Below are 16050 nucleotides of genomic sequence, written 5' to 3'. Positions count from 1 at the left end.
CGTGAGAGGAAAGAAGGAAAGCTGGCTAAACCAGATTCCGGATCTTTCTTCTTACGTCTTTTGTCTATCAGGCTACTGCGCCACCTTTGCCTGACCCAGCACCCGCAATAAATTACCGCCCCAGATTTTAGCAATATCCCCTTCGGAGTAGCCTTTACGCACCAGTTCCAGCGTCAGGGCTTCAATCTGACTTACATCTTCCAGACCGTTGACGCCCCCGCCCCCGTCGAAATCACTGCCAATACCGACGTGATCAATACCGACCAGCCGGACAATATAATCAATGTGTTTAACGATATCGGCTACGCTCGCCCGTTCGTAAGCATACCGTTTCTGAATGGAATCGGCCTTCGCATCAAGCTGGGCCTGAAGTTGCGGGGTCACGGCCCTTCCCACGCTGGACATCCGGACGGCATTTAACGCCTGCCGGTGTTCATCCGACGGTTTACGCAGGTAATCGCTCACAAAATTCACCTGAATCACCCCACCCTTAGCCGCCAGTGCTTTAATCATATCATCGGTCATGTTACGGGGGAAATCGCAAAGCGCCCGAACATTGGAATGGGATGCAATCAGGGGCGCTTTTGACAATGCCAGCGCGTCATAAAACGATTTGTCGGAAACGTGCGAAACGTCAATTAAAATCCCTAACCGGTTCATTTCCTGCACGACCTGCCGCCCGAACGGACTTAAACCGTTGTGAATCGGCCCATCGGGATCGGTAGCCGAATCACAGATGGCGTTGTTGGCGAAGTGCGAAAGCGTGATATAGCGGCAACCTAAGTCATAGTACATTTTCAGCAACGACAGGTCTTCGCCCACCGGATAACCATTTTCCATGCCGATAAAAACCGCCCGCTTCCCGGCTTTTTCAATCCGGTACGCATCGGCCGGGGTCGTTGCCAGTTCGGCCTGGTCGGGATGTTTTTTCAGCGCGTCGTGGATGCTTTGAAAAATTTCGAGGGCCCTGGCTTTGGCGTTGGCGTGGCCTTCCGGAGTGCGTGGTCCCTGGGCCATATACACCGCAAAAAACATGGCATCCATACCGCCCTCCTTCATGCGCGGGAAATCGATTTGCGATTTGTCACGCACCCAATCGTGCCGTTCGCCCACGTCAAATCCTTTTTTGACCATCATGATCGGGGCATCGGCGTGGGTATCGAGAGTCAGGACGCGCTGGTGAATTTTGTGGGCCTTCCGGCTGAGCCGATCCGAAGACAAAAAGAAAAGAGCCGAAACTAAAAAGAAGGAAAAAAGTGCGTTCATTAACAAGCGGTCTAGCTCCCAAGTTAGAAAAGAATCGCTAAAATATTGCTATACTAGCCGCTTAAACCGTCTGCAAAGCCGTTCTGGCTTTGATTTATCCAATTGGTATTTTTTCGTTAATCATGACCCATATGACCCCTACAGCACTCATTACCGGAGCAACATCCGGCATCGGCCTTGCCATCGCTATGGCTTTTTCTAACCTAAACTACCGGCTGATTCTCTGCGGACGACGTCAGGAACGACTCGACGAATTAAAGCAATCGCTGAGTGAGACGTCCGACTGTTATACCCTCAACTTCGATGTCCGCGACCGGGCCGCCGTCGAAGCCGCCATTTCGTCGCTTCCCGATGACTGGAAAACCATTGATATTCTGATCAATAACGCCGGAAACGCACACGGAATGGGTCCAATTCACGAAGGCAACGTGGACGACTGGGATGCGATGATAGACGGTAATGTAAAGGGCCTGCTCTACGTTACCAAAGCCGTATCACCGGGTATGGTCGAACGCGGACGGGGGCATATTGTAAACATTAGCTCCATTGCCGGAAAGCAAACCTACGCCAACGGCGGGGTCTATTGTGCCTCGAAAGCCGCCGTCGAAGCCCTGAGCGAAGGAATGCGGCTGGATTTGACGCAGTACGGTATTAAAATAACGAATATTGCTCCCGGCGCCGTCGAAACGGAATTCTCGCTGGTACGGTTCAAAGGAGACGAAGCGCGGGCGTCCAAAGTATACGAAGGATTCAAACCCCTGACCGCCAGCGATATTGCAGATACCGTCGTCTACGCCGTTACCGCTCCGCCCCATGTTACCATCGCCGACCTGACCATTCTGGCATCGGCGCAGGCAGCCGCCACAACAATTTACCGAAAGTAGCGTGAATAGCTTTTTGATGGCTAAAATGCTGAATGGCTATTCGTCAGCCAGCATTTTAGCCGTCAAATCTCCGGGCCTATCTCACTTACTGAAAAATCATGCAGGTTGAGGTAGCGTGTGCGTAGAGTTTACCCTGCTCATCTTCCACCCGGGCTTCGGCGGTGGCCACACTGCGACCAACGTGGATGACGGTTCCGGTGCAGACCAATCGGCCCGTTTTGGCCGTCACCGGTCGTACCAGATTTACTTTCAATTCCAGGGTGGTATAGCCTACGCCAGCCGCTAGCTTCGTATGAATGGCACACCCCATAGACGAATCACAGAGCGTACTTAACAAACCGCCGTGCACCACGCCAATTGGATTGTAATGGAATTCGGAAGGAATGACGGCAAAAACCGCTTTCCCGTCTTCCACGGCTACCGGGTCAAAATCCAGCGTCTGGCAGATGGGAGGCAGCGGGTTGGCACCGTCCAGAATGCTTTGTAAATAGTCCAGTCCAGACATGGTTTTGGCGGCCTGTGCGCCCAGCATCGGATCTTCCCAGTTATAGGAACGTTCTCTTTCTTCAGCCATTCGTATAATGTAGTATTAGAATGAAGTACTTGATTTTAAGTCAAAAATCGATTGCGAAACCCGGCCCCGCGACTGGACGGTTTCAGGCCCAAAGGTAACACCTTCAACCGCAAAGGCTTCGTTGCAGAACGAACTAATTACCGCGAAAGCATCCTGCATCAAACCGACCCGTTTTTATCGGGAAGCCCATCTGCCAGCACCCCTTCTTTCAGCGAATAGGTTGAAACCCGAATCTGCCGAATCCCGTAGGTTCGCAGCAGATAGTCGATCAGACACACGCCAACGACAATCATATCGACCCGCAGTTCGATCATGCCCGGCAGTTGCATCCGTTCGTCGTGGTTTCGGGTTAGCAGCAATTCATAAAACCGGTAAAACGCGTCGAGGGGCAGTTCAGAAGCCGTCTGATCTTCAGCGGGCCAATGTCCTTTTTCCTGCACAAACAGCATGTCGATCAGCGTATCGAAAGACCCCGACGAACCCACCAGCGCCACAGGCGGGTATTGATGAATTGCATTGGTAAGCGGCAGTAACTGCTCCTGAAAATACCGGTTCATCCGGCTGACAGCCGACGGGCTGATCGGGTCGGTTTCCATAAACCGTTCCAGCAACCGTTGCCCCCCAATTTCAAAGCTTTGTTTCCAGTAAATCCGCTGCTGCGTACACAGGATAAATTCAACGCTGCCGCCCCCAATGTCCACCACCAGCGCCATTTGGTCATCCAGCGTTCCGGCAGCCCGTACACCGGCATAAATGTAACCAGCCTCTTCGTCGCCCGAAATGGAACGAATCCGGATACCGGTTTCCTGCCGCACCCGGTCAATGAATTCGGTTTGATTCCCGGCGTTCCGGATGGCGCTGGTGCCGATGGCAACGGCCTGTTCTACCGGAACCTGATGCTGGTTGAGCACATCACGGAAATACCGCAAAACGACCAGCGCCCGTTCGGTAGCCTCTTCGGTAATAATTCCCTGATTAATACCGGCTTTACCAATCTTAGCCGGTCGGCTTTCCCGGAAAAGCGTTTGCCCGCCGTCCGTAATCATGAGGTGAAAGGTATTCGTTCCAAGGTCAATAACGGCCTGTTTCATTCAAAGCGTTGGATCATAAAAAAGTTAAACGGCAGAATGGTTAAAATGGTTGAAAAATGGCGGGTTCGCTAATAAACCCGTACGCGTCTGATCGTATCCTTACATTCAGGGCCATTTTTAAGCATTCGACTGCTAATGATTTCGCACAAAACTATTGGTTTTTTCCTTTCAGAGGTCTATCTTTGCAATCCGTTTGTTATCAGAAAATTAACGAATAGCAGCATATGCTTATCATAAACGTCAAAGAAAACGAGTCCATTGACAAAGCCCTCAAGCGCTTTAAGAAGAAATTTGAAAAAACCGGCGTATTGCGTTCTTTACGTTCCCGGACAGCTTTCCAGAAACCGTCGATCAAACGTCGTCAGGAAATTCTGAAAGCCGTTTACCGCGAAAAAATGTACGGCAATAACAGCGAAGCATAGTTTGTAAGGCATATCAGCAACAGCATGGGTTGGCAGTAGGCGTAGGCTTACTGCTTTTTTTATTTTATCTTGTCGTATCATTCCGCCGGTTTGCCCTTATGGTTTCGCTTTTTCTTGAACACATCCGTTACGAAAAACGCCTGAGTCATCATACGCTCACAGCCTACGGAACTGATATCGAGCAGTTTCAGCTATACCTGAAAATCCAGTATGAACTGGAACTGGCCGAAAACGCAACCTTTCCGCAAATCCGGTCCTGGATTGCCAGCCTGGTCGAAACGGGTCTGGATAAAACGTCCGTAAATCGAAAAATTGCCACCCTGCGGGCTTTTTACGGTTTTCTGCTCCGCCGGAAAACCATCGTGATCGACCCGATGCTAAAAATATCGGCCCTGAAAACCAGCAAGAAGGTGCCGGTTTTCGTGGAAGAAAAACCGATGGAAACGCTGCTGGACAACGTGGATTTTCCGGACGATTTCAAAGGACTGCGGGACAAACTCGTCCTCGAACTCCTGTACGGCACCGGCATCCGGCTGGCGGAACTGGTGGGTCTGAAAATGGCCGATGTCAATCTGTACGAAAAAACCATTCTGGTGCTGGGCAAACGCAATAAGCACCGGATCATTCCTGTACCCAACCCGTTGTTTACGCTGATTCAGCAATACCAGCAGGCCCGGGAAACCGAGTTTGGACTCCAGGCGGACCCTGTTTACCTTATCCTGAGCGATCAGGGCGTGCGGGCTTATCCCGTGCTGATTCAACGGATTGTAAAACGGTATCTTGAATTGGTGACAACGCTGGAAAAGAAAAGTCCGCACGTGCTGCGCCATACCTACGCCACGCACCTGCTCAACCGGGGCGCCGACCTGAACGCCATCAAGGATTTGCTGGGTCACAGCAGCCTGGCCGCGACGCAGATTTACACCCACACGACCATCGACAAACTGAAGAAAGCCTACAACCAGGCGCATCCGAAAGCGGGATAAGTTGCCAGTCGTTAATCTGCTTGTTACCTTTACGGCATGAATTCATCTGCACTTTCCGACGCCCTGCTCGACCTAATTCAACGGCAACCGAACGCCGAAAAAGCCGTTACATACCTGATCCAACAAGCCGACGCTTACCGCAAAACGCCCACGCAACCCATCTTTTACCGGGTTTTTACCGCCATGCCGCGCGTTGTCGGCAAACAGGTCATTACGGTTCCACCAGCGACCGCCGACGAAATTCAGAATCTGCGCAACGGTTTTACGGTGGAGGGCTGGACGCTCGACCGGCTAGCGCGGGTGTGGTGGCTGCTGCACTTGTCGCCCGACGATCAATCCGCCTATATAAGCACCCTTGAGAATCTGTTCAAAGCGGCTGAGATGAACGAACTGGTTGCTCTGTATTCAGCCCTGCCGGTGCTGCACTACCCCGAACACTGGCGTTTTCTGGCGACAGAAGCCGTACGGAGCAACATCGGCCCCGTTCAGGAAGCCCTCATGCTGCACAATCCGTATCCGGCCGAACAACTGGACGAACCGGCCTGGAACCAGCTCATTATGAAAGCCTTCTTCAGCGATAAAGCCGTCGAACAGATTACCGGTTTTCAGGAGCGTACCAACGAACGGCTGGCGCGCATTGCCATTGATTACGCCCAGGAGCGTCGGGCCGCCGGACGCACCATTCACCCCGAACTCTGGACGCTGGTGAAACCGTTTGTTACCGAAGGCAACCGGACCGAACTGGAAGCATTGTTTGGTACCCACGGAACAGCAGGCGCACCCGCTTAGTCCGTGGGTCCGTTCCTCTAGAGCCAGCGATACGACAGGCCAACCGACAGCAGGAGATTATTGCTGTTGTTCAGCTCATTGTATTTAAAAAACACGTTCTGATACTGCGCCTGAACCTCACCGCCGAAGTTGTTTCCTTTACCAAACTGAAACTTCGCTCCAACGGCTGGAGCCAGTGCCGCCCGAATTCCCGTTTTCTGATCGCTCAGCGTACCGTAATACTTCGTATAATCGACGTAAGCGCCCCCTGCGCCAATTTGCAGATAAGGCCGGAATGTTGAATTGATATCGTTCAGATAAACCGACCCAATGGCCAGCAGCGGTATGGTCGTTAACGTACGGGTCTGAACCGCAGAGACGTCGGAGCCGTCGTCAAAGGAATAAACCTGACGGGGCAACCGCTGGCTGAAGTAGTTCTGACCGATGCGGCCACCTACCGAAAAACGGCCCGGAAACATGGCTTCCACGGCCACCGAGAAATTACGGTTCCCCACCTTGTCAATGTAATTCTGCTGGCTGCCCATAGGCAAGGCCGCCCCGTAAAAAACCGTAACGCGACCGGACACAAACCGGTCAAACAGCGTGTTGTCAAAATTCCTTCGTGATTGCGATTCTTCGGGATCGGCACCAATCTGGGCAACGGCGCCCAGGGCCCAGAAAAGCCCCAAAATGCTCAATATGACTTTCTTATTCATGGCTTTTAGTGGATTTAGAGGTACAAGAGGTGCAACAACAGACTTACCAATCAAATCCTGATTCAAGCCGGCTGCGCTCTCTGACTTCGTTCTCTCCTGTTCATTGGTTCGCCCGCAGATAAGACGATTGTTCAAAAACGCGGGTGATGATGGCATCAATCGAATTGGCGTCGAAAATACCGCTGCCGCGAATCTGCGCCTGCCAGATTACGTTCAGTTCCTGATCGGCGGTATTCGGGTTCTTCAAATCAATCAGCTGAATCATCCAGTACGTATCGCTTACCTGATAAAAGGAGTAATAGCTTGGATAATACGGCCTGTAGCCACCCCAGCCGCCCAAACCGCCGTAGCCCCAGTAATCAAGGTAATACGACGAATACGGCATCGACGAAACGCCCACATAGCTGTTATTAATCCGCATGACGGCAACGCCTAAATCCGAATCAGCCCTCCGGTTCACCCGTTGATACCCCCGACTGGTTAGCTCCTGCGCCAGCCGGTTCAGGAACGTGGGTTCCAGACCCGTCATGGAAATCTGAGCCTGATCGTTGGAAATCTCGAGTACCGAATCCGGCAAACTGAACGTTTTGTAAGTGGCGAAATTGACCGAACGGTCGCGGTTGGTAATAAATACCTGGCTCTCTTCCGGCGACAGGCCATCGAGTGCGTCGGGACGGCAGGAACTGATTCCACTTCCTATCCCCGCACAAATACCCGCCCACAGCAGAATCTGAAATGTGATCTTCATGGTTAGTTAACTCAAAATGGTGCAACGTAACTTTCTTCGTAAACGACAATCGGATTATCGTCTCTTATGTAACTAACGTTTTTCGCTTCGGTTTTGATAAAAAGGCAACGGTTCTTAATCATTTTCTAATGGTTGCCGGTATGAAATCCGCTTGCAACTCGCAGACGGGTCAACTACCTTTGTTTTTTTCGACAAGTCAGCTAAACCATGAGTTTTTTAGATACCGTACGGGGCATGAAGTTCTTCGACATGCACGTTCATATGACCTCCCGCACTACCGATGATTATCAGGCGATGGCCGACGCCGGTATTGTGGCCCTCATCGAACCCGCCTTCTGGCTCGGTCAGCCGCGCACCGGGGTTGATTCCTTCCGCGATTATTTTGCCAGTCTGGTCGGCTGGGAACGGTTTCGGGCGTCGCAGTTCGGTATCCGGCATTATTGCACCATCGGCCTGAATTCCAAGGAGTCCAACAACGAGGCTCTGGCGGAGCAGGTCATGGAAATTCTGCCGCTGTTCATTTACAAAGAAGGCGTTGTCGGCGTGGGCGAGATTGGTTTTGACGACCAGACTCCGGCTGAAGAAAAATACTACCGCGCGCAGTTGGAACTGGCGAAAGAAGCCGGTTTGCCGGTTCAGATTCACACGCCCCACCGCGACAAAAAACAGGGTACCAGCCGCAGCATGGACATTGCCCTCGAACACGGTCTGGACCCGGGTATGGTGATTGTCGACCACAACAATGAAGAAACCGTTAAGGAAGTCCTGGATCGGGGTTTCTGGGCGGGCTTTACCATCTATCCATTCACCAAAATGGGCAACGAGCGCATGGTGGAAGTTGTGAAACAATACGGTCCGGAGCGCATCATGATCAACTCGGCGGCCGACTGGGGTATCAGCGATCCGCTGGCGCTGCCCAAAACCGCAGCCCTGATGAAAGAACGCGGTATCGCCGACGAAACCATCCGACTTGTAACGTTCCAGAATGCGGTGACGGCTTTCGCCCAGAGCGGCCAGCTCAGTATTGAAGAACTGGAACAACCCATCGACATCGACCAGAGCCAGCGTTACAACGGCAGCTCCGTGCTCCGTGGGGGCCAGGCACCGCGGGTAGACAAGTCCTCGACAATCATTAAATAAACGATTCATGCGGAATGGTAAACAATAAAGGCGTATTACCGGTAAAATAGACACCGGTATTCCTTGTTCACCATTCCGCATTTCCGATATGCTTCTTCCGCTTCTCCGCCTAACCCGTCCTGCGAACCTGGTTACCGCCGTTGCCGATGTGATGGCTGGAATGGCCATTGCCGGTTATTACGTCATTCCCGATGCCGATCCGGTGCCGGTGGGCTGGCTATGTCTGTCAACGGTGGGGCTGTATGGCGGAGGGGTGGTCTTCAACGACGTTTTCGACGCCGAACTGGATGCCGTTGAACGGCCGGAGCGCCCCATTCCGAGCGGCCAGGTGAGTTTGGGAGCGGCCACGTCGCTGGCCCTCATTTTGTTGGCCATCGGTATTCTGGCGGCCTGGATGGTCAACCCGACGGCGGGCTGGCTGGCCATTGCCATCGCCGTCGCGTCGGTGGTTTACGACAAATTTGGAAAACACAGCGCAATTCTGGGACCGCTGAACATGGGTTTGTGCCGGGGTCTTAATCTGGCGCTGGGCATCAGTATTCTGCCCGATCAGGTTCCGGTCTGGTCGTCGCTGGGCCTGATTCCGATTATCTACATAGCCGCCATTACCATGATCAGCCGGGGCGAAGTGCACGGCGGAAATACCGGCACGCTGCGTATTGCGGGTTTGCTGTACGGTTTGGTAATCGGCTGCATCGGCGCCATTGCCCAGCGTCAGCTCCAGCTAGGAACCGCCTTTCCGTTCCTTCTCTTATTTGGCTACTTTATTTTTCCGCCCCTGTGGCGCGCCGTCCGCGAACCCGCTGGCCGTAATATTGGCATGGCCGTCCAGGCAGGGGTCCTTTCCTTAATTGTGATGAATGCCGCCTGGGTCGCTGCTTTTGCGTCATTTCCGCTGGCGATGCTGGTTGTGTGCCTCCTGCCATTGTCGCGGCTGCTGGCGAAAGTATTTGCGGTAACCTAACCGAACGGATCCCACCAATTGTGTGTTCTAAAAGACGAAGCCCGTGTTGTTTTTTAGTAACTTTACATTTTTACAAATCCCCATTGCAAGGAATGAATACCCTTCACCAAAGCTTTAGCGTTCGGTTTACATACGATGTTTATTTTTCCGACCGTCTATTCGAAACCAGTAACCCGACCTTTCTTAATTTTCTGAAAAAAAACCATTCAGAAGGCTTTCGTAAAAAGTTATTATTTATTCTGGATGAAGGAGTTACTATAGGCCATCCCGATTTGCTGGATGAGATCAAAGCGTATTTCGCGAACCTGTCCATCGTTGATCTTGTACCGGATCTGATCGTCATCCCGGGTGGTGAAGGCGCCAAAAACGATCCGGCGCTGGTTGAACAGCTCGTTGACGCGATAGACCGGCACGGTATTGACCGGCATTCGTATGTGGTAGCCGTTGGTGGCGGTTCTGTATTGGATTTGGTGGGCTATGTGGCCGCCATCTCACACCGGGGCATTCGGCACATCCGGATTCCGACCACGGTCTTGTCGCAGAACGACTCGGGTATCGGCGTCAAAAATGGCGTCAATTACCGGGGCAAGAAGAACTTTCTGGGTTCGTTTGCTCCACCGACCGCAGTTTTTAACGACCCGAAATTTCTGACGACCCTCGACGACCGCGACTGGCGGGCGGGTATTTCGGAAGCCATTAAAGTCGCCCTGATTAAAGACCAGGCTTTTTTTGAGTGGATGGAAGCCAACGCCGAAAAGCTGGCCACCCGTGATCTGAACGCGATGCAGTACCTGATTCATCGCTGCGCCGAGTTGCACCTGAATCACATTGCCAGCGGAGATCCGTTCGAAATGGGTTCTTCACGACCACTGGATTTCGGGCACTGGAGCGCCCACAAACTCGAACAACTCACTGATTTTGAGGTGCGTCACGGCGAAGCCGTTGCCATTGGCATTGCCCTCGACAGTTTATATTCGCAGCGGCTAGGCTGGCTCAGCGAAGCCGACGCCAACCGTATCCTGAATCTGGAACGTGCCCTCGGCTTTTCCCTCTTCCACCCCGCACTGGAGGGCGACGGTGTGCTGAAAGGCTTGAATGAATTCCGGGAGCATTTGGGCGGCCAGTTGACCATCATGCTTTTGACCGCGCTCGGCAAAGGACAGGAAGTGCACGAAATGGACCTGAGCCGGATTCGCGAAGTGATTGGTATTCTGAAAGAAAACGAAATTCAGCCCGCATGAAAACTCCGCTTGGCCATTTAGGGTATTGTACCAACATCCACGCCGGTGAACATTGGGCGGAGCATTTTATTGCGCTGCAAGAGGCCATTCCAGCCCTCAAACAGAAGCTCTCCCCCGACGCGCCGTTTGGCATTGGCTTACGGCTGTCGAACATCGCCAGTGAGGAACTGACCCAGCCCGAACGGTTACAGGAATTTAAACAATGGCTGGCTGACAACGATTGCTACATCTATACGATGAACGGCTTTCCATACGGCGGCTTTCACCGGACGCGCGTAAAGGATCAGGTTCACGCACCCGACTGGCGGACCTCCGAACGGGTCGAATACACCATCCGTCTTTTTCATTTGCTGGCGGCTTTGGTCAGAGCAAACCCGGCGGTTCGGCTTACGGAAGCGGGCATTTCGACCTCACCCCTCTCCTACCGCTACTGGTTTCAGTGGGGAAACCGGGACGAACGCGATCTGGCTTTTGAAGCCACGACGCAACGGATGCTGACGGTGGTGGAAGAACTGGTTCGGATCAAGCAACAGGAAGGCATCAGCCTCCACCTCGATATTGAGCCCGAACCCGACGGTTTACTCGAAACGGGCGACGAGTTTATTGAATGGTTTAACCTCTATCTGCTGCCTATCGGCATTGAGCGGCTGAACGACGAGTTTGGCTGGTCGGCGGGAGAGTGCGAAGCGGCACTGCGCGAACACGTGCAGTTGTGCTACGACGTTTGCCACTTTGCCGTGGGGTACGAACGCCCGGACGAGGTGCTGAAAAAACTGGAGGACAACGATCTGAAAGTTGGTAAGATCCAGATCAGTGCGGCCCTGAAAGCAACGTTTCCGGTTGAAAAAAACAGCCGCGAAGCCGTACTCGATCAGTTCAGGCAGTTCAACGAACCGACGTATTTGCATCAGGTCGTCGCTCAGAATGCCGAGGGTGATCTACTGCGATATCCGGATTTGCCGGAGGCTCTGCTGGCTTTTGATAACAATCATGTCGAATGGCGGTCTCACTTTCACGTACCGCTGTTTGTAGCCGATTATGGATTGCTGCAATCGACGCAGGACGATATTACAGAAGTGCTTCGGTTGCAGCGCGAAAAGCCGTTTACGACGCAACTGGAAGTGGAAACCTATACGTGGGAAGTTCTGCCCGAAGATTTGAAAATGCGGCTGAATGATTCGATTGGCCGGGAACTGGAGTGGGTTTTAAAGAAACTATCATGAAAAAAACCGTAGTCATCGACGTTGTGGGCCTGTCGGCTTCGCTGATCGGCGAGCACACACCTTTTCTGAAACAATGGGTAGCGGATAAGCAGCTTTCCTCCATCGAACCCATGCTGCCCGCCGTCACCACCGCCGTTCAATCCACCTACGTAACGGGGAAATGGCCCACCGAAACCGGCATCGTTGCCAATGGCTGGTATGACCGGATCGATTGCGAAATCAAATTCTGGAAGCAGTCAAACAAGCTGGTTAATGGCGAAAAAATCTGGGAGCGCGCCCGGCAACTCGATCCATCATTTACGGTTTCCAAGATGTTCTGGTGGTACAACATGTATTCATCCGCCGACTTCTCGGTAACACCGCGCCCGCAATACCACGCCGACGGTGTTAAAGCGCCCGACTGCTACAGCCACCCTTCCGACCTGCGCGACCGCCTTCAGGATGCGCTCGGCACGTTTCCGCTGTTTAACTTCTGGGGCCCCAACGCCAACATCAAATCGACCCGCTGGATTGCCGATGCGTCACTGCTGGTGGACCGGTGGCATAATCCGACGTTGACGCTGATTTACCTGCCGCACCTGGATTACTGTCTGCAAAAATTCGGACAGGACCTGGGAAAAATCTCGAAGGAGCTGCACGAAATCGACGACGTACTCAAGGATTTGATTCAGCACTATGAACGGCAGGACACCGAAATCATCATTTTGTCGGAATACGGCATTACCAATGTAAGCAAACCGATTCACCTGAACCGGCTGCTGCGGGAAGCCGGACTGATCAACGTTCGGGTTGAACAGGGGCTGGAATTGCTGGATGCGGGCGCATCACGGGCCTTTGCCGTATCCGATCACCAGGTAGCTCACATCTACATCAACGACCCGTCGTGTGCCGCGCAGGTTCGTTCAATTCTGGAGAAAACGCCCGGTATTGAACTGATTCTGGACAAGGCCGGCAAACAGAAATACCACATTGACCACGAGCGTTCGGGCGATCTGGTGCTGATGGCCGACGCCGATAGCTGGTTTACCTACTATTACTGGAACGACGACGCGAAAGCCCCGGATTACGCCCGGCTGGTCGATATTCACCGCAAGCCCGGTTACGACCCCGTGGAGATGTTTATGGACCCGGCCAATCCGCTGATTAAGCTGAAAGCCGGTTATACCCTGATCCGTAAAAAACTAGGCTTCCGTTACCTGATGAGCGTTATTCCGCTGGATGCCACGCTCATTAAAGGCTCCCACGGCCGCGTCGGAACCCAACCCGCGTATCATCCGGTTTTTGTCTCCTCCCGCAAAGGACAATCCAGCGCAACGCCAATCCCGGCGGTTGAGGTTTACGACAAAATCTGGGAAGCCCTGACGGCGGAAATACCGCAGAAAATTGCATGACATAATCCTCTATAGTTGGCTGGAAGCCGGATGTTTGCAAACATCCGGCTTTTTTCTTTTCCCGTTTAATAATAGAATTCAATCAATACCGTAGAATCCGAGTTGTTTAAAACAGACAAAAGAGGTGAGAAGTGGACGAGATATGTGAAGGAAGCTTACTGCGGAAATCATCATTTTGTCTGTGCCCCTTCTCCTTTCCTCGCTTGTTCAATCAGCTTTCTGATTTACTCAACACACTGTTAGAACGTTATGGAAATGAAGATTCCGCCCCAACACCAGGACGTACAACCGGGTTTGGAAAGCGAATTGGATCCGCAGCCAAAGGTGATTCGCTACACCTACGTCGGTTCCGGAAAATTACAGGGAAAAGTGGCTTTGATTACGGGTGGCGACAGCGGGATTGGTCGGGCGGTGGCGGTTCATTTTGCCCGCGAAGGCGCCGATGTCGCCATTGCCTACACCCCGCGTGAAGAAGGCGATGCCCAGCGCACCCGCCAACTGGTGGAGCAGGAAGGACAGCAATGCCTGCTGCTGCCCGGCGACCTGCGCGACGCGTCGTACTGCGAACGGCTTCCGGGAGACACTGTCCGGCGGTTTGGCAAACTAAACATTCTGGTCAACAACGCCGGGCTGCAACTGGCCCACGAGCGGTTTGAAGACATTACTGACGAGGATCTGGTCAATACCTTCGAAATCAATATCTATTCGTTTTTCCGGGTCACGCGGGCGTCGCTCAACTACCTGCACGAAGGTGACTGCATCATCAATACCACATCGGTAACGGCTTATCAGGGCCGGGCCGATCTGCCGGAATATTCGGCAACCAAAGGAGCCATCATGAGCTTTACGCGGGCCTTGTCGTCAAATCTGGCAGAGAAAAAAATTCGGGTAAACGGTGTAGCTCCGGGGCCGATCTGGACCCCGCTCAACCCGGCTTCGGTGGATGCCGAACAGGTGGCCCAATTCGGTAAGGACGTGCCAATGAAGCGTCCGGGCCAACCCAGCGAAGTGGCTCCGGCCTACGTGTATCTGGCCTCAGCCGATGCCAGTTATGTTACCGGTCAGACGCTTCACCCCAACGGCGGAACGATTATCAACGCCTGATTTAACCGAATCTCACGCATGGATCTGAAACTTGAAACCCCTCCCCAGCATCAGGATGCCCAGCCGGGCCTGGAAAGCGAGATGCATCCGCAGCCGATTTACATCCGGGATGATTACAAGGGCAGCGGAAAATTACAGGATAAAATTGCCCTGATTACGGGCGGTGACAGCGGAATTGGAAGGGCGGTATCGGTGCATTTTGCCCGCGAAGGGGCCGATCTGGCCATCGTTCACCACCCCCGCGAAATTGAGGATGCGCAGAAAACCAAGAGCCTGGTTGAAGCCGAAGGAAGACGCTGTCTGCTCATCGCCGGTGATCTACGAAACCCGTCATTTATCAGACAGGTAGTTGCCCAGGTGATTGATCAATACCACCACATCAACATCCTGGTGAACAATGCGGCCAACCACGTCGAACAGCACGAGTTTACGGACATTACCGATCAGCAACTGATCGAAACGTTTGAACTCAATATTCTGGCGATGTTCCGGCTGGTCAAGCTGGCTTTGCCCCACATGGGCGCATATGATTGCATCATCAATACCACCTCCGTTGTTTCGTACCGGGGCAGCAAAGCCCTGATCGATTACGCATCGACAAAAGGCGCTGTAACGGCCTTTACACGGTCGTTATCACAACATCTGGTCGAACGCAGCATCCGGGTTAATGCCGTAGCGCCCGGCCCGATCTGGACCCCGCTGATTGTCGCAACCAAAACGGAAGAAGAAGTGGCCAAATTCGGCCAGGGAACACCCCTGGAGCGCGTTGGACAACCAGCCGAAGTGGCTCCTGCCTTTGTTTTTCTGGCCTCCGAAGATGCCTCCTACATGACCGGTCAGGTGATGCATGTCAACGGTGGAGAGGTCGTCAATACCTGAAATTTATAAAAAACGCTGCCGTAAATCAGCGTTTTTCCTGATTTATCAGATTGGCGAATTAGACAATAAGAAGAATCTTTGCTGCAACCAGATGGGTACTTCGCACGATAAACAAAGCGTTTCGAACCGTGCGATGATATTCGTACCCATCTATATAATACCCTAAGTTGGATATTTCTGTCAGCCTCTTGATTCTATCAATTGGATTTCCAAACTTAGGTAGTTCGTAGGTCCTTTGTTTAACTTAAACCATGCGACACGTATGAGAATTCAGATTCATTGCGTCCATTTTACAGCAGATCAAAGCTTGCTGGATTTTGTTCAGAGAAAACTGAACAAGTTGGATACCTTCAACGACCGGATTGTGAGCGGTGAAGTTTATTTGAGGTTGGAGGGAAGTGAAACCAGCAGAATTAAACACAAAATTGTCGAAGTTAAACTCTTGTTACCGGGTGACTCCATCTTCGTTCAGCAACAGGGAACGACGTTCGAAGAAGCGACGGATATGGTACTGGATACGCTAAAAAATAAACTGAAACGCCATAAAGATAAGCAGCGTAACATCTCTGCGCAGCAGATCAAAGAGTCGAAAGAACTGGTAGAAGTGGGTGTAGTCAACGACGACATCGATTTTTAACCAGGAAGCACTCCAA

The 16050-nt window shown here is 52.5% G+C and carries 17 protein-coding genes; 12 read left to right on the top strand and 5 right to left on the bottom strand.

Annotated elements, in window-relative coordinates; all coding sequences use genetic code 11:
- Positions 1–72: 72 nt before the first annotated feature.
- Positions 73–1266 carry a dipeptidase gene (locus LX87_RS06745; protein WP_111627355.1) on the bottom strand — a complete coding sequence of 398 codons (1194 nt, stop codon included), beginning with the start codon at positions 1264–1266 and terminating at the stop codon, positions 73–75.
- Between the two features lie 131 nt (positions 1267–1397).
- Here LX87_RS06745 and LX87_RS06740 point away from each other — a divergent pair, with 131 nt between their 5' ends.
- Positions 1398–2150 (top strand): SDR family NAD(P)-dependent oxidoreductase, encoded by a 753-nt coding sequence (locus LX87_RS06740; RefSeq protein ID WP_111627523.1) that lies wholly within the window; start codon positions 1398–1400, stop codon positions 2148–2150.
- A gap of 85 nt (positions 2151–2235) precedes the next feature.
- Here LX87_RS06740 and LX87_RS06735 read toward each other — a convergent pair whose 3' ends face one another.
- Both LX87_RS06735 and LX87_RS06730 read right to left on the bottom strand, forming a co-directional pair.
- Positions 2236–2724 carry a PaaI family thioesterase gene (locus LX87_RS06735; protein WP_111627354.1) on the bottom strand — a complete coding sequence of 163 codons (489 nt, stop codon included), beginning with the start codon at positions 2722–2724 and terminating at the stop codon, positions 2236–2238.
- 158 nt (positions 2725–2882) lie between these two features.
- Positions 2883–3815, bottom strand: coding sequence for a Ppx/GppA phosphatase family protein (locus LX87_RS06730; RefSeq protein WP_111627353.1), 933 nt, complete (start codon positions 3813–3815; stop codon positions 2883–2885).
- A 224-nt stretch (positions 3816–4039) separates the two neighbouring features.
- On the opposite strand from LX87_RS06730, the gene rpsU reads away from it, so the two are divergent.
- From rpsU to LX87_RS06715, 3 genes are all read left to right on the top strand, one after another.
- Entirely contained in the window at positions 4040–4237 is a 198-nt protein-coding gene (gene rpsU, locus LX87_RS06725) for a 30S ribosomal protein S21 (RefSeq protein ID WP_111627352.1), read from the top strand.
- A 98-nt stretch (positions 4238–4335) separates the two neighbouring features.
- Positions 4336–5223, top strand: a complete 888-nt coding sequence (locus LX87_RS06720; RefSeq protein ID WP_111627522.1) for a tyrosine-type recombinase/integrase — start codon at positions 4336–4338, stop codon at positions 5221–5223.
- 36 nt (positions 5224–5259) lie between these two features.
- Entirely contained in the window at positions 5260–6012 is a 753-nt protein-coding gene (locus tag LX87_RS06715; protein WP_170139314.1) for an EboA domain-containing protein, read from the top strand.
- Positions 6013–6029: 17 nt separating this feature from the next.
- Here LX87_RS06715 and LX87_RS06710 read toward each other — a convergent pair whose 3' ends face one another.
- Complete coding sequence (locus tag LX87_RS06710; RefSeq protein ID WP_111627351.1) at positions 6030–6707, bottom strand: hypothetical protein; 678 nt, start codon at positions 6705–6707, stop codon at positions 6030–6032.
- A 100-nt stretch (positions 6708–6807) separates the two neighbouring features.
- Complete coding sequence (locus tag LX87_RS06705) at positions 6808–7455, bottom strand: DUF4136 domain-containing protein (protein ID WP_111627350.1); 648 nt, start codon at positions 7453–7455, stop codon at positions 6808–6810.
- A 207-nt stretch (positions 7456–7662) separates the two neighbouring features.
- On the opposite strand from LX87_RS06705, the gene LX87_RS06700 reads away from it, so the two are divergent.
- From LX87_RS06700 to hpf, 8 genes are all read left to right on the top strand, one after another.
- Positions 7663–8595, top strand: a complete 933-nt coding sequence (locus LX87_RS06700) for a TatD family hydrolase (RefSeq protein ID WP_111627349.1) — start codon at positions 7663–7665, stop codon at positions 8593–8595.
- Between the two features lie 88 nt (positions 8596–8683).
- Positions 8684–9559 (top strand): UbiA-like protein EboC, encoded by an 876-nt coding sequence (gene eboC, locus LX87_RS06690; RefSeq protein ID WP_111627348.1) that lies wholly within the window; start codon positions 8684–8686, stop codon positions 9557–9559.
- A 92-nt stretch (positions 9560–9651) separates the two neighbouring features.
- On the top strand, positions 9652–10800 hold the full coding sequence (locus LX87_RS06685) for a 3-dehydroquinate synthase (protein WP_111627347.1): 1149 nt from the start codon (positions 9652–9654) through the stop codon (positions 10798–10800).
- Positions 10797–12023, top strand: a complete 1227-nt coding sequence (eboE, locus tag LX87_RS06680; RefSeq protein ID WP_111627346.1) for a metabolite traffic protein EboE — start codon at positions 10797–10799, stop codon at positions 12021–12023. The genes LX87_RS06685 and eboE overlap by 4 nt, the downstream gene beginning before the upstream one ends.
- The gene (locus LX87_RS06675) at positions 12020–13414 is read left to right on the top strand and encodes an alkaline phosphatase family protein (protein WP_111627345.1); all 1395 of its coding nucleotides are present in this window, start codon (positions 12020–12022) and stop codon (positions 13412–13414) included. Before eboE ends, LX87_RS06675 begins: the two co-directional genes overlap by 4 nt.
- A gap of 249 nt (positions 13415–13663) precedes the next feature.
- Positions 13664–14518, top strand: coding sequence for an SDR family oxidoreductase (locus LX87_RS06670; protein ID WP_111627344.1), 855 nt, complete (start codon positions 13664–13666; stop codon positions 14516–14518).
- An 18-nt stretch (positions 14519–14536) separates the two neighbouring features.
- On the top strand, positions 14537–15397 hold the full coding sequence (locus LX87_RS06665; RefSeq protein ID WP_111627343.1) for an SDR family oxidoreductase: 861 nt from the start codon (positions 14537–14539) through the stop codon (positions 15395–15397).
- Between the two features lie 262 nt (positions 15398–15659).
- Positions 15660–16034: a ribosome hibernation-promoting factor, HPF/YfiA family gene (gene hpf, locus LX87_RS06660; protein ID WP_111627342.1), complete on the top strand. Its 375-nt coding sequence runs from the start codon at positions 15660–15662 to the stop codon at positions 16032–16034.
- Positions 16035–16050: the final 16 nt, after the last annotated feature.

It is taken from the genome of Larkinella arboricola, from assembly GCF_003259745.1.
In the GTDB taxonomy this organism is placed as follows: Bacteria; Bacteroidota; Bacteroidia; order Cytophagales; family Spirosomataceae; genus Larkinella; species Larkinella arboricola.
Note: the sequence above shows the minus strand (reverse complement) of the source record. Positions and strands in the feature narration are given on the sequence as shown.